At 35.5% G+C, this 12,824-nt stretch carries 12 protein-coding genes; 7 read left to right on the top strand and 5 right to left on the bottom strand.

Features of this window, described 5'->3' with window-relative positions; translation table 11 throughout:
• Positions 1-59 precede the first annotated feature (59 nt).
• Entirely contained in the window at positions 60-3,425 is a 3,366-nt protein-coding gene (locus A3EM_RS0104530; protein ID WP_169513325.1) for a VCBS repeat-containing protein, read from the bottom strand.
• A gap of 249 nt (positions 3,426-3,674) precedes the next feature.
• Between A3EM_RS0104530 and A3EM_RS0104520 the strand changes: the two genes are divergently transcribed.
• The 4 genes from A3EM_RS0104520 to A3EM_RS41530 are packed head-to-tail and all read left to right on the top strand — an operon-like array spanning position 3,675 to position 6,587.
• Entirely contained in the window at positions 3,675-4,538 is an 864-nt protein-coding gene (locus tag A3EM_RS0104520) for a histidinol-phosphatase (protein ID WP_020526985.1), read from the top strand.
• A 4-nt stretch (positions 4,539-4,542) separates the two neighbouring features.
• Complete coding sequence (locus tag A3EM_RS0104515) at positions 4,543-5,583, top strand: glycosyltransferase family protein (RefSeq protein ID WP_020526984.1); 1,041 nt, start codon at positions 4,543-4,545, stop codon at positions 5,581-5,583.
• 25 nt (positions 5,584-5,608) lie between these two features.
• Positions 5,609-6,151 carry a protein N-terminal glutamine amidohydrolase gene (locus A3EM_RS0104510; protein WP_020526983.1) on the top strand — a complete coding sequence of 181 codons (543 nt, stop codon included), beginning with the start codon at positions 5,609-5,611 and terminating at the stop codon, positions 6,149-6,151.
• Between the two features lie 7 nt (positions 6,152-6,158).
• Positions 6,159-6,587 (top strand): gamma-glutamylcyclotransferase family protein, encoded by a 429-nt coding sequence (locus A3EM_RS41530; RefSeq protein ID WP_083925175.1) that lies wholly within the window; start codon positions 6,159-6,161, stop codon positions 6,585-6,587.
• Here the strand turns inward: A3EM_RS41530 and A3EM_RS0104500 are convergent.
• Together A3EM_RS0104500 and A3EM_RS0104495 are read right to left on the bottom strand one after the other, a co-directional pair.
• Positions 6,584-7,447 carry an alpha/beta fold hydrolase gene (locus A3EM_RS0104500; protein ID WP_020526981.1) on the bottom strand — a complete coding sequence of 288 codons (864 nt, stop codon included), beginning with the start codon at positions 7,445-7,447 and terminating at the stop codon, positions 6,584-6,586. The genes A3EM_RS41530 and A3EM_RS0104500 overlap by 4 nt on opposite strands.
• 153 nt (positions 7,448-7,600) lie before the next feature.
• A complete protein-coding gene (locus tag A3EM_RS0104495) occupies positions 7,601-7,954 on the bottom strand; it encodes an MmcQ/YjbR family DNA-binding protein (RefSeq protein WP_020526980.1) in 354 nt (117 codons plus the stop codon).
• 16 nt (positions 7,955-7,970) lie between these two features.
• Here A3EM_RS0104495 and A3EM_RS47450 point away from each other — a divergent pair, with 16 nt between their 5' ends.
• Together A3EM_RS47450 and A3EM_RS0104485 are read left to right on the top strand one after the other, a co-directional pair.
• Complete coding sequence (locus A3EM_RS47450) at positions 7,971-8,129, top strand: hypothetical protein (protein ID WP_020526979.1); 159 nt, start codon at positions 7,971-7,973, stop codon at positions 8,127-8,129.
• Between the two features lie 230 nt (positions 8,130-8,359).
• A complete protein-coding gene (locus A3EM_RS0104485) occupies positions 8,360-8,947 on the top strand; it encodes an RNA polymerase sigma factor (RefSeq protein WP_020526978.1) in 588 nt (195 codons plus the stop codon).
• 37 nt (positions 8,948-8,984) lie between these two features.
• On the opposite strand, the gene A3EM_RS0104480 is transcribed toward A3EM_RS0104485, so the two are convergent.
• Together A3EM_RS0104480 and A3EM_RS41525 are read right to left on the bottom strand one after the other, a co-directional pair.
• Positions 8,985-9,749, bottom strand: a complete 765-nt coding sequence (locus A3EM_RS0104480; RefSeq protein WP_020526977.1) for a S1/P1 nuclease — start codon at positions 9,747-9,749, stop codon at positions 8,985-8,987.
• 186 nt (positions 9,750-9,935) lie between these two features.
• The gene (locus tag A3EM_RS41525) at positions 9,936-10,490 is read right to left on the bottom strand and encodes a ferritin (RefSeq protein WP_020526975.1); all 555 of its coding nucleotides are present in this window, start codon (positions 10,488-10,490) and stop codon (positions 9,936-9,938) included.
• Between the two features lie 519 nt (positions 10,491-11,009).
• Between A3EM_RS41525 and A3EM_RS45515 the strand changes: the two genes are divergently transcribed.
• Entirely contained in the window at positions 11,010-12,581 is a 1,572-nt protein-coding gene (locus tag A3EM_RS45515; RefSeq protein WP_020526973.1) for a LamG domain-containing protein, read from the top strand.
• Positions 12,582-12,824: the final 243 nt, after the last annotated feature.

Genomic DNA, 12,824 nt, shown 5'->3' with positions numbered 1-12,824 from the left:
CTAAAAAAAGGATCACTAAATTAAAAGTGATCCTTTTTTAATAAAAGTATTAATTTCTTTTAATATGCCTGAGTAACCTGTGAAGCTGCAGGTTGGGTATTCAACCTGATAGCCTGGGTTTTATAATTATTATTTGCAACTAAAACCAATTTCCCATTGGCAGTGTTAACCATAGCCAAATCCTTGGCATCGTAAGGTGTATAAAAACCACTCTTTGTAAAAGGCATAGCTTTAAAGTTTCCTTTTCCATCACCGAGTAAAAGCTTTCCAAAACCAGCATCATTTCTAGTGGTTTCTACCTCTGCCACAAAAAGGTTTCCGGTGGTTAATAAATCAAGGTTTCCATCCTGATTAAAATCTTCTACCAACATTCCATTAACCGCAGAAACCTGAACATCATTTGGCAAGTTCCTCATCTCAAATTTTCCATTGCCTTTATTTTCAATATAGCTGGAAGCGAAGTTCCAAACCTGATAATGGAGAGAAGCCTCCAAATCCTGAGTAGAATAAATCTCCTGCAAATTGGCATCAGCAAAAGAATTGTAATCCCTGAATTTGTATTCAATGGCGGGAACCTGCTCGGAAGAACATTGCCTTCCTCTTACCGGATATTGTACCCCATCATTATAATAACCTAAAACAATATCCAGTTTTTTATTCTTGTCATAATCATAGGCATAAACATCAAAAGATTCCTTTTCATTAGCCTGATATTTGTAATTCAAGCCATTATTTCCAGCCACAATATCCATATCTCCATCCTGATCGAAATCCCCGGCAGCCAGACTAAACCACCAGCCAGTAGATTTTTCAAAACCATAAGCGGCTGTCATATTTTCAAATTTACCACCCTGATTTTTGAAGAAAGTAATTGGCATCCATTCCCCGGCAATAATTAAGTCTAAAAGTTCATCATTGTCATAATCTACCCAAAGTGCGGTGGTTACCATTCCAGGCTCCACCAGGTCAGGAGCAATTTCAGCGGTCACATCAGTAAATTTGCCACCTTCATTTCTCAAAATATAACTTTTGGCTGGCAAAGGATAAGATTTAGGGGTTTGTCTTCCTCCGACAAATAAATCCAGGTCACCATCTTTATCAAAATCTGCAGGAATGACCTTCGAACCACTTGTTATCATTTCAGGAAGTGCACCTTCAGCCTTTTCAAAGTTCCCACTTCCATCATTCAGGTATAACCGATCCTGGTAAAGTGGATGGGAAGCCTTATATTCATTTCCACCACTTACTACATAAAGGTCGGCATCACCATCACCATCTGCATCAAAAAATGCGCATCCCATATCCTCACTTCTTTCATCGGCAATTAAAGTTTTGCTGATCATTTCTGTAAAAGTTCCATCGGTATTCTGAAGGAAAAATACTCCTGCAGTATCTTTTGCTCCCCCAATAAAGAAATCTTCCAATTGATCCCCATTAATATCAGCTACTGCGATTGTTGGCCCAAACTGAGACATTTTGTGCGGTAGCAAAACCTCCGTTTCAAAATCATCATAATTATTTTCCACATGACTGTGGTTCAATTTAATTTCCTCCGTAATGTCTGTAAACAGTTGGGATTGCTTAAGCTCCTGAATCCTGTTTTCTGGTAAACTTGCATCAGAATAATTTACCTTAACCACCTGGTTGACAGGCACATTCTCTAAAACTTGTTTTTTACCATCAGGCCAGGTCACAATTACTTTTTGAATGGCTTCTGATTGGCCTACGCCAAAATGAATCCTGGGTTCTACCGAAGATTGAAAACCTCTTGTCAGTGTATGTTCCTGATACTGTATAGAATCATTATTTTCCAAGGTAACACTTGCTCCGATTCCAAACTTATTTTCTTTTGATCCTGCAAGTTCAAACCTTAAATAATTAGCCAGGCCTAAATCAACAGTTTTGTTTTCAAAAAGGGCAATGGCTGTATCAATATTGTTTACGATTATATCAAGATCACCATCATTATCCAGGTCGGCATAAGAGGAACCATTTGAATAACTTTTAAATGACAATCCCCAATCTTTAGTTACCGTCTGAAAAGAAAGGTCGCCATTGTTTTTAAAGGCATAATTATCAATAGTTTCAGATGGCATTTTATGGGTGAGTTCCAGATAATCCTTACTCTTGTCTTCCTGCTTTCCAAAATAGGAGTTCCCATCTATTTTTTTAAAATAATCTTTATTATTGATGTCCCTTCGGGTTCCATTGGAAACCACCAAATCTTTCCATCCATCATTGTCCAGGTCGGCAAAAAGTGGCGACCAGCTCCAATCCGTTAAAGCCACCCCTGCCAGTCTTGATAAATCACTAAAGTGAGGCAAGCCATCATTCCCAATACCATTATTTAATTGCAGACAATTTTGCATATACTGGTAGTGAAAGCCTAGATTAACGCTTTCCCAAAATTTTGGAGGATTCATGCTGGCCATATTCGCTTTTGATCGCCTGTTATCTTCAGGAGTCATATCTACCTGCATCAGATCAAGCAAACCATCATTATTATAGTCTGCCACATCTACCCCCATTCCATAAAAGGCAACGTGTTGGGTAGTGTGTCTAACTTTATCGGTAAAGGTGCCATCACCATTATTGAAAAAGAAATAGTCGGGCGTGGCAAAATCATTTGAAACATAAATATCAGGCCAGCCATCCTGATCGAAATCCCCTATGGTTGCACTTAAAGACAAACCAAATGTGGATAAACCAGCCACTTCAGTGACATCGGTAAAAGTACCATCTCCATTATTTTTGTACAAATGATCCGATTTCTCGTTGGTGATTTCATCCATAAAAAACCTATATGTTAAATTCTGAGTTTTGAAAGATGTGGGCGGATAATTTGCCACATATAAATCAAGATCACCGTCTTTATCATAGTCGAAAAAAGTACCCTGGGTTGAGTTTCCGGCATCAGCTATTCCAAATTCTTCTGCGCTCTCCGTAAATGTCATATCTCCGTTATTTACAAAAAGCTGATTTTTAGTGGTAGTAAAAATACCCGAAACACTTACATAAATATCTAAAAACCCATCCGCATTTACATCTGCCATAGTCACACCTGTCACCCAGCGATCATCGCTTCCCACACCTGCTTTTTCAGTGATATCCTCAAACTTCATATTCCCTTTATTCAGGTATAATTTGTTGGAAACCATATTCCCGGTGAAATACAGATCCTGTAATCCGTCATTATTGATATCACCAACGGCAACTCCACCACCCATATAGATGTAGGGATAAGTAAAGTAATTGATGGAATCATTTTCCTGAAGTCGGTTTTCAAAAGTTATCCCGGTAGCCTGTGGATCAAGCAGTGTGAAAATCTTAGGTTCTTTGGAGGTTTCCTCCTTTTGAGGAGATTCACAGGAAAAAAACAAGAAAATTGCCGGAATTGAAACCAGCAAAAAATTTCGTAAATCCATTTTCATAATACTTATTCTCATTATTTATTTGATATCTGGCAAATAGCACTCTTTTATTTACCTTAAACATATAGAATATTTTCTGATTATTTTATTGATCAATGTGAATCAGCATATTCTTTATGCGAAAATACGGATTTATCTTGTGGAAAAAACAGCCAAAATTATTTTTTTGGCAAAATGAAAAATTACCCAAAAATTAATCTTAATTTCACCCTGAAGACATGATTATGCACTTCATTTGAGCCTATGTCCTGGACCAATTATCATAGCCACACACATTATAGTGATGGCAAATTTGAACCCGAAGCATACGTACAACAAGCTATTGCCATTGGATTAAAAGCTTATGGTTTTTCCTGTCACTCTCCCTTTGAAGGCGGGCATGGATGGAACATGAACCCCGACAGACTCAAAAACTATTGCGAAGAGATTTTAGTCTTAAAGGAAAAATACAAATCAAAAATTCAGCTTTATCTTGGTTTGGAAGTGGATTTTATTCCAGACGTGATTGGCCCTAAATCAGCCCACATTCTTGAAAGCCATCTGGATTTTACAATTGGTTCTATCCATTATACCGGCACTTTTGCAGATGGAAGGTATTGTGAAATTGACGGCCCACACCAGTTTTTTTTGGAAGGGCTAAACAAAATTTACGGGGGAAATGTGAAACTCATGATCAGAACCTACTACCAACTCATGAGGGAAATGCTGGAACAGGAAACTCCCACAATTCTGGGGCATATGGATAAAATAAAAATTCAGAATGAAGGAGGACATTTATTTGGAGAAGATGAATTGTGGTATCAGAATGAAGTGGAAAAAACCCTTGATTTAGTAAAGGCCAAAGGAGTAATTATTGAAGTGAACACCAGGGGGATTTATAAAGGAATTACCATAGAGCCATACCCTTCAAAAGCTATTTTAGAACAGATTAATGCGAAGGAAATTCCAATCATGTTGAACTCAGACGCCCATCTTCCGGGTGAAATTGATAAAGGTTTTCGGGATACTGCCAAACTGTTGAAAAACATGGGTTTCCAACAAATGATGGCTCTGGTAGATGGTAAATTTAAAGCCTTTGAATTTAATGAGAATGGACTGATATTTTGAACTTATGAAGATATTGTATGCTATTCAGGGGACTGGTAATGGACATTTGAGCCGTGCCAGGGATATTATTCCTATACTGCAAAAAAAAGGAGAACTTGATCTTTTAGTAAGTGGAAGTGAGTCGGAAATCAAACTTCCATATGAAATTAAATTCAACCTGAAAGGATTGAGTTTTGTATTCGGAAAAAATGGTGGAATAGACTGGATAGCCACTGCCAAAAAGTTACATTCTAAAAGTTTCCTGAAGGATCTCAAACATATTCCCATTGAGGATTATGACTTGGTAATCAATGATTTTGAACCACTTACGGCCTGGGCTTCAATTATTAAAAAGCAGAAATGTATTGCCCTAAGTCATCAAAGTGCAGTCCTTTCCGAAAAGTCCCCTCAACCTAAAGGCATTGCCCCATTTAGCAAATGGGTTTTACACAACTATGCCCCCACTCTTTTCAGGTTTGGTTTCCACTTCGACAATTTTGATCAGGACATTTATACGCCTGTAATCCGAAAGCAGATTAGGGAAAGATTTCCGGAAAACCACGGGCATTATACAGTTTACCTGCCTGCCTATGAAGAAAAAAAACTGGTGAACAGGCTGAGTCAACTCAGACAGGTGAAATGGGAAGTTTTTTCCAAAAGAAGCAAAGCCATTTCCCATCATGAAAATGTAACGATCTATCCCATCAGTGAGGAACAATTTTTAAAAAGTTTTACCCAATCTGCTGGTGTACTTTGTGGAGCTGGTTTTGAAACCCCTGCTGAAGCCTTATTTTTAAAGAAAAAACTGATGGTTATTCCTATGAAAGGACAGTATGAACAACAGTGCAATGCCGCTGCCCTTAAGTACATGGGAGTTCCTGTGATTAAAAATCTGAAAAAAAAGAATTTACCTAAAATTTCAGACTGGATAAATCATGGAGAAGTTATTCAGGTAGATTATCCTGACATTACAGAGGAAATAATAGACAGGCTGCTGGAAAAAGCAAAAACGATTGATCCATCCAGGGAACACCATAAATTTAGATTACCTTTTGCCTATAATTAATTTTCTTTGCAGGAAAAAAGGGTAATTGGATAAATCAAAATTTAAATATCAACCATTTTTTTGTGAGGAAAACATCTGGCATTTGGCCAGAGAAATTGGCGATCAATTTTCCAGTTCTTATGTTTTGTTTATTTCATCCCCTCACGAAGTATTCCCAATCTGGCATCAGGATCAGGCTTCTGGTCCGGAAGAAGTGCTTTTTTGGGATTACCATGCCATATTTTTAATTTACGATAACCAATGGAAAATCATGGATTTCAATACCCTGCTTTCCTTTCCTGAAGAAGCCATTGTCTATTTTAAGCAATCATTTCGACCCGAGCATATTTATCATTTTATTTATCCACCTCTTTTTAAATTTATAGAAACAAATATCTACCTTACTCAATTTTCATCAGACAGGTCACATATGAGGCAAACGTCTGGTAATTTCATGAAACCTCCCCCACCCTGGCCTCCGGTTAATAACCACTTAAAGCCAAACTTTACGGAATTTATTGATTTTAATTCTAAAAAATTCGGGGAAATTCTTAATCTTGAGGAGGTAATAAACTATATCTCAAAATAGTAAAAGCATGAATACTTACCTCTTCGTTTACGGTACACTGATGCATAACTTCCCCAATAAAATGGCGGAATTTCTTCGGAAAAACAGTGAGTTTGTAGAAAAAGGCACCATAAGCGGAATTTTATATATTGTTACGAACTGGCATTTCCCCTATCCAATTGCTGTACTTAAGGACAATTCTATCCAACAAATTCACGGTGAAATATTTCAAATTCATACTGAAAAAGTAAAAGAAGTTTTTGAAGTACTGGATAAATACGAAGGTGTGGGAGATGAATTCCCACAACCTAATGAGTATGAAAGAAAACAAATAAAAGTTTCTACACAAGCTAAAGAATACCTGTGCTGGGCTTACTCCAGCCTGGCAGAAAGCCATAATCTGCCCAGAATTTCCTCAGGGGATTTTCGCCAATATCTAAAGGAAAACCCTCGCTAAAATTTCAAAAATTCTTCCACATCTTTTGCCGATTGTTCCGGGACTTCATCAAATGGGAAATGCCCTACGTCCTTGTAAGTAATTAAACGCACATTGGTAATCATTGACTTAAAATTACTGGCATTTACTACGGGTATAATTTTATCTTTCTCACCCCATAGCAAAAGCGTAGGAGTAGTAATTTCACTAACTTTATTTTCCTTGTTTGTAGACTGCTCAATAATATTGCCCAGCAATGCTTTTCTATTCCCCTCCCTTAGCAGAAGAGAATGATTCAGATCTACCATAGACGGAGTAATTAGTTTTTGATCCGAATAAATCTGTTTCAAACTTTGTCTAATCCAGGATTTGGGGGTAATAAAATTCAATCCGCTTTTGGGTACCAGAGACTGGATAATCTTCATTGCGGGAAACATACTGGTTTCGTATACATGGTTGAATGACGTAGGCGAAATTAATACCATTTTTTCAACCAAACCAGGAAACTTATCCGTGAATTCATACGTGATTTGCCCACCCAATGAGTTCCCAATTAAATGAAACTTTTTAAGCTCTAATTTATCTACAAAAGATTTCACAAAATTAATATAATAGTTAAGAGAATAATCATTCTCCCTATTGGGTCCCGTAATTCCAAATGCAGGTAAATCCATTCGAATTATCCTGTAATTTTTACTTAAAATTTCGGCCCATTTATTCCATATAAAAAGAGAGCCAGGGCTACCATGAATCATAAGAATGACATCTCCATCTCCCTGATCTTTATAGTGAATTTCCTGTTGGTTAATTATGGTGAATTTCGATGAGTGATCAGCAAATTTTGCTTTGATTTCGCCTACCTCTATATCCTTATAAAACATAATAAAAAAATTTATCAAAAAAATGAGATCCAACTACCTTAGTTGGTTCGGTAACAGGCATTAAAGGTAAAAGTGTGCGTTAGTGGACTAAGTACTTTATCTTACAACATAACTTATTCACTTATATTATGTTTGAATGAGCACTTGTGTTAATTACAATTCGGTTAGTTCTTCTTGTAATTTTTTGGGAAGTTTTGAGACCACCAGATCATAAGAATGGTCAATCCAGTGTTTCAATTCATTATCAGATAGTTCTCCATCAGTTTTAATGGTGTTCCAATGCTTTTTATTCATGTGATATCCGGGTAATACGGCATCATATTTTTCTCTTAAAGCTATTGCTTCTTCCGGGTCACATTTTAGATTAATGCTCTCAAAATTTGTAATATCAGTAAGAGCAAACATCTTACCCATTACCTTAAAAACCAGCGTAATCTCATCAAAAGGCGTTTCTTCTGTTACCCCTGGCTTGTTTAGGCAATAGTCCCGATATTCCTCAATATTCATAATTTTAAGCTATCCTTTGAAACAGAAAAATGAGAAAAAAATTCATAAAAATGAAGAAAAAACCGAATTTTTAAAAAGAAAATTAGGGAAGCATGCCGCAGTGGAAATGGAAAGTAGTTTTGTGGAAATCCTGAAGCAGGCTGGGCAATTTTCCCTAATTAGACTGGCTCAATAGTATAGGTAAAACCGGACTCATTTTTTACTCATGGCATTAATTAAAAACAGGTTAATTATGGTTATTGGAGTCGTTCACTAATAAAGACTTTAGTCACTTCCAAAATCCATAAGGAAACAGAAAAAACCTCCTTTTCTTGACATTCATTAACAGCAACTCCTTAACCACAATAGCTTTTTACCGTGAATAATAGAGTCATATTTTTTTGCTCAACCTACATTTTTTACGCTATGACTACCACACCATTTTCAAATTATCAACTCCTTCACCTTTACCAAACCACCGAAGATTCCCAATTCCTGGTCCGTCTGCTACATCCTTTCCAGGGAAAGATTCAAAAGCTTTGCAGGCATTATTTTCCAAACCCTGAAGATCAGCAGGATGTATTTATGGATATCATGGAAAGCTTAATATTAAAATTGAAAACCCAGCACATCAAAGACCTGGACGCCTGGATTTTTATTTTTGTCCGAAATTTTTGTTTATCAAAAGTTGGAAGGCAAAAAAAAGACAAAGCCATCATCCAGACAAGGGAAGAAGCTTATGTATCTATGGAGTATGCAGAAGAAAAGGACAAAGCAGAATTTGAAGCCCTTGAAGAAGCCATTTATTATGTTTTGAAATACCTTTCTCCTCAACAAAAGATCTGTTTAGAACTATTTTACCTGAAAGGAAAAAGCTACAAGGAAATTCGTAAAATAACTGGCTACGACCTGGGAAAGATTAAAAGCTATATCCAAAACGGAAAACGGAGAATGAAATCAATTTTGGAAAAAATTGCACCAAGATTACTTCAGAATGAGTTAACCTTATCCTGATAAATACAGGAAATTATCCGAAAGGTAGCCGTAGCCATCAGCCATATATTCTATTAAGCACTCCGGCAAGCCGTATTCCGGCCTGTAGCAGTCGCTTATTTACAATTGCCAGGTTATCGAAATTATACCTATAGTTAATGTTTTTATTTTCTGGTAAGTCATATACCTTATCTCTGTAACTCACAGATTCATAAGCCCAATCCAGCACATTGGAACTTTGTAAGGCTTTTATTTCATCCTTCTCCACATATTTTATGCTTTCAGCATATTCAGTATAACTCAGTTGCTGGGCATCAATAATTCCCGAATCCCAAACCCTGTGGAGGTTAGATTTTTCCCAAAAATATTCTAATTCCACATCATTTCCACCACGGTCTTCACCATTTCCCACATGCAATGGCTGATGGATATCACCAATCAAATGAATCAGACATCTAAGTGCAAAAAGTTCATCCTCCATTGAAAAGTTTTTGGATTCCAATTCCACCATTAACCGGTTAATGGCTACAATCACATCTCCTTCCTCCGGAGTCCCCGCCTCTTCATAAGTTTTGCCGGTGGGAATAGTGGCATAATGCCAGGGATTGAGATGTCTGTATTTCGGATCTGATTTAATAAAATCCATGTAATTGCTGGCCATTGCCAAACTCTCATTACCCATTATTTTGGCAATATTCCTTCTGGCTTTAGGAGTCAAATTCCACTCTGCAATTTGTCCGACAATTCTATGCCCGGTTTGTCCCCAGGAAAAACACTGCAATGAGAGCGCTAAAAATGAAATAACCAGAAAATACTTTTTCATCAAAAAATTGATATTAATTAAACAAAAATTTAAATAAGCCACATGAATTTTGGAGTGGGGAAATTATAAAAAAGTGGAATAAAAATATGATTTGGCAGATAAATTTCTCGAAAAATTAATTTGAAAAAATTCGCTGGAAATAAAAAAAGCCGGATAACCGGCTTTAAAATTCATAAATTAAAAAATTCAGACTGCAGGAGGAGGATCTATTACTCCACCAGTTCCACCAGCCACATTGGCTATCTCCTGATCAATCATCCATAAGCCCTGCCCTTCTTCTCCTATGATATCAAAAATTTCAATCACTCTTCTGGACAATTCCTCTTCCTCTCTTTGTTCCGCAACATACCATTGCAGGAATTGGAATGAGGCAAAATCCTTAGCTTTAAAACAGAAATCCACAAGATTATTAATTGCCCTGGAAACGGCAATCTCATGCTCCAGTGTCAGTTCAAAAACCTCTCTAAGCGAATGAAAATCTGTTTTAATATCTGTAATTTCCGGAGCAATTGCATAACCTCCGGAAGCATTCACATACCTGATGAGTTTCATCATATGCATTCTTTCTTCCTCTGCATGGGTATATAAGAATTCTGCTGAATTTTGATATCCTTCTTTTTCGCACCATGAAGCTGCGGATAAATAATATTGGGAAGACGTTCCCTCTAATCTTATTTGCTCATTCAATTTCCCTTCTATTTCCTTGATGAGGGAAGTTTTCTTTGTTAATATCGCTTTCATTGTAATTCAATTTTATGATTTAATACATCAGCTTCGTCTTTGTTTTTCTCATTTTATCTATGTATTAAATCGGATGTATAAAAATTTGAAACGGCCAATCATTTGTATTCTTACCAAAACTAAACAGAACAAATCAATCTTTTGTTTCTAAATAAATAAAAGAATCTATTTTAAAAGTAATCTAAATAAAGATTGGTTCAGGATCAAAATTTATTCAATTTAAAATACACGACTATTATAGTTTTGGAACCAGGCAATTTTTAAAATAAGCTTAATTGATTTAGGTTTTAAATTTATCAGATTACCTACACATAAATCGATCTAAAAGTAGCTTTACCCACCCAAAAATCGCTTTAAAAGCAAATTCCGCAAAAACCATAAAAACCAACCCATAATAAACAAAAACAAACAAACCTAACTGTTTTATACCCAATCATTAAAAAAATATAAAATAATAAAAACAAATAATACAACAGAAACACATATCGTTATTTTTAGAAAAAAACACACAACGAAAACATGAATCATCATAGAATATTTAAAAAGATTATCGTATGTTTTATTCCATTAATCTTTTTGTTCACAAGCTGTGAAGAGAATGAGGAACCAACACCTGAAATAATAATTTCTTTTGTTGCAGATATAGAAGAAATTTCTGAAGGTCTAACAATTAATTTTTCAGATAGCTCAGAAGGGAACCCTACAAAATGGATATGGACTTTTGAAGGAGGATTACCCTCTACTTCTACTGAACAAAATCCTAAAATAACATATGAAGAACCTGGAAATTATGATGTTACCCTCGTAGCAAGTAATGAAAATAAATCAAGCATTTTAACTAAAAAAGCATATATAAAGGTAATAAAAACTATTCCTGAACTAAAGGTTTCTTTTAGTGTGGATAAGGAAGAAATTACCCAAGGCCTTACTGTCAATTTTTCCGATAGCTCAGCGGGAAACCCTACAAATTGGATATGGACTTTTGAAGGGGGAACACCTTCTACTTCAAGAGAAAAAAATCCTGAAATCACTTATGAACACCCAGGAAATTATGATGTTACCCTTGTAGCAAGTAATGAAAATAAATCAAGTATTTTAACTAAAAAAGCATATATAACAGTATTAAAACCTAATCCAGAATTAAAGGCGTCATTTAGTTCCGATTTAGGTAATATATACCAAGGCCAAACCATAACTTTTTCCGATAGCTCAGCGGGAAATCCTACAAATTGGATATGGACTTTTGAAGGGGGTACACCTTCTACTTCTACTGAAAGAAATCCTAAAATTACTTATGAATACCCTGGAAATTATGATGTAACTCTTATAGCAAGTAATGAAAATAAATCAAGTATTTTAACTAAAAAAGCATACATAACAGTATTAGATAAATTGGATTCGGGCCTAGTTGCCTATTATCCTTTTAATGAAAATGTGTTAGATGAAAGTGGAAATGGTAATAATGGAGAATTAAATGGGCCTACTCCCTCACCTAACAGACAATTTCTGGATAATTCTGCCTATTATTTTGATGGTGTTAACGATTTTATTGAAATCCCAAATTCCTCTTCATTTATATTTAATGAGGAATTTACCATTTCCACATGGGTAAAAGCTAAATCGTTCAATACAAACAATTGTGAATCCAATAGGATCATTGAAAAAGGGGATGAAAAAAAAATAGGAAGCTGGGGTTTATACTATGATGATAATATCGGAAATAATGGATGTGGTCAATTTGATCCCAATAAAATGAGATTTAAGTTTGGACTAATAGGAAAAGATGGAATCCGATATTCTTATGGAGGAAAGACCAATATTGTCACTGGAGAATGGTATTTTGTTACTGGAATTTACGATGGGGAATACATGAAACTTTATATAAATGGCCAAGAAGAATTTAGTCAAAAGATAAATTTAGAATTAGGTTCGAACACTGCTCCAATAACCATAGGGAAACACCAGAACGTATCATTCCCATATTATTTAAATGGCGTAATAGATGATATTAGAATATATAACAGGGCATTACAACAATCAGAAATTAAAGAACTTCTTCAAATTTGCCCAGGTAAAACTTTAGATAACTAAAGTAATTTTAATTATCCAACACAATAGGAATCAAAATTTGCTTCCTTAAAATTGGCTGATTTATTCACTGCACAGAAATTCTAGATTGTGCATTAGAAAAACAATCAGTAAATTAAAATTATTAGAAATTAGGTACTTTTCTCAGGAGAAATGATAAGATTGAAATCATTTCTCCTATTTTTCTATCTATATGAACTATTTAAACAAAAATCCAATTTTAGTATTATTCTAAAAAACTAGAAT

It is taken from the genome of Flexithrix dorotheae DSM 6795 (assembly GCF_000379765.1).
Classification (GTDB): domain Bacteria; phylum Bacteroidota; class Bacteroidia; order Cytophagales; family Flammeovirgaceae; genus Flexithrix; species Flexithrix dorotheae.
This window is presented reverse-complemented; position numbering and strand designations above follow the sequence as displayed.

What these genes read in the sequence shown, in the direction of transcription:
- A3EM_RS0104530 (WP_169513325.1), bottom strand. Translation starts at nt 3,425, where the DNA reads ATGGATTTACGAAATTTTTTGCTGGTTTCAATTCCGGCAATTTTCTTG.
- A3EM_RS0104480 (WP_020526977.1), bottom strand. Translation starts at nt 9,749, where the DNA reads ATGAAAAAGTATTTTCTGGTTATTTCATTTTTAGCGCTCTCATTGCAG.
- A3EM_RS0104485 (WP_020526978.1), top strand. Translation starts at nt 8,360, where the DNA reads ATGACTACCACACCATTTTCAAATTATCAACTCCTTCACCTTTACCAA.
- A3EM_RS41525 (WP_020526975.1), bottom strand. Translation starts at nt 10,490, where the DNA reads ATGAAAGCGATATTAACAAAGAAAACTTCCCTCATCAAGGAAATAGAA.
- A3EM_RS0104500 (WP_020526981.1), bottom strand. Translation starts at nt 7,447, where the DNA reads ATGTTTTATAAGGATATAGAGGTAGGCGAAATCAAAGCAAAATTTGCT.
- A3EM_RS0104515 (WP_020526984.1), top strand. Translation starts at nt 4,543, where the DNA reads ATGAAGATATTGTATGCTATTCAGGGGACTGGTAATGGACATTTGAGC.
- A3EM_RS45515 (WP_020526973.1), top strand. Translation starts at nt 11,010, where the DNA reads ATGAATCATCATAGAATATTTAAAAAGATTATCGTATGTTTTATTCCA.
- A3EM_RS0104495 (WP_020526980.1), bottom strand. Translation starts at nt 7,954, where the DNA reads ATGAATATTGAGGAATATCGGGACTATTGCCTAAACAAGCCAGGGGTA.
- A3EM_RS41530 (WP_083925175.1), top strand. Translation starts at nt 6,159, where the DNA reads ATGAATACTTACCTCTTCGTTTACGGTACACTGATGCATAACTTCCCC.
- A3EM_RS0104520 (WP_020526985.1), top strand. Translation starts at nt 3,675, where the DNA reads ATGTCCTGGACCAATTATCATAGCCACACACATTATAGTGATGGCAAA.